The organism is Mesorhizobium sp. M8A.F.Ca.ET.165.01.1.1, assembly GCF_004792065.1.
In the GTDB taxonomy this organism is placed as follows: domain Bacteria; phylum Pseudomonadota; class Alphaproteobacteria; order Rhizobiales; family Rhizobiaceae; genus Mesorhizobium.
This window is the reverse complement of record NZ_SRTH01000169.1, coordinates 1-323: the sequence shown is the minus strand read 5'-3', so window position 1 is coordinate 323 and position 323 is coordinate 1. Positions and strand designations below refer to the sequence as shown.

The window sequence follows — 323 nt, the reverse complement described above, 5'->3', positions numbered from 1 at the left end:
AATCGCCGTTCTTCTCGACATATTTCGGATGGAAGCTCGGGTCCTCGTAACCCGACCAGTCGAAGACGATCAGGTCCTTGTCGGCGGCAACCGCCAGCGCCGCCGCGGAAGCGGCGAGCACACCGGTCAGTGCCAAGGTCAGCGTCAGGCGTCGGCTCAGGGTTCTCATTGCTGTTCCATCCTCCTTGTCGTTTCCGCCGGCTCGGTCGGCCGGCTTTTTTCTCACTGGTAGTGTCTGGGAAAGGCCGCCGCCAGGAACGCATTCGCCGCCTGCAGCGCGGTCTCGCGGGTGGTGTCCTCTGTCCCCATCATCAGCCGCAGCC

Annotated in this window: 2 pseudogenes; both read right to left on the bottom strand. The window is 63.8% G+C overall.

Annotated features, from left to right (window positions below):
• A pseudogene (locus tag EN808_RS37900) lies at positions 1-169 on the bottom strand (polyamine ABC transporter substrate-binding protein); the annotation flags it as partial.
• 53 nt (positions 170-222) lie between these two features.
• Positions 223-323: pseudogene (locus EN808_RS37520) on the bottom strand (TetR family transcriptional regulator); the annotation flags it as partial.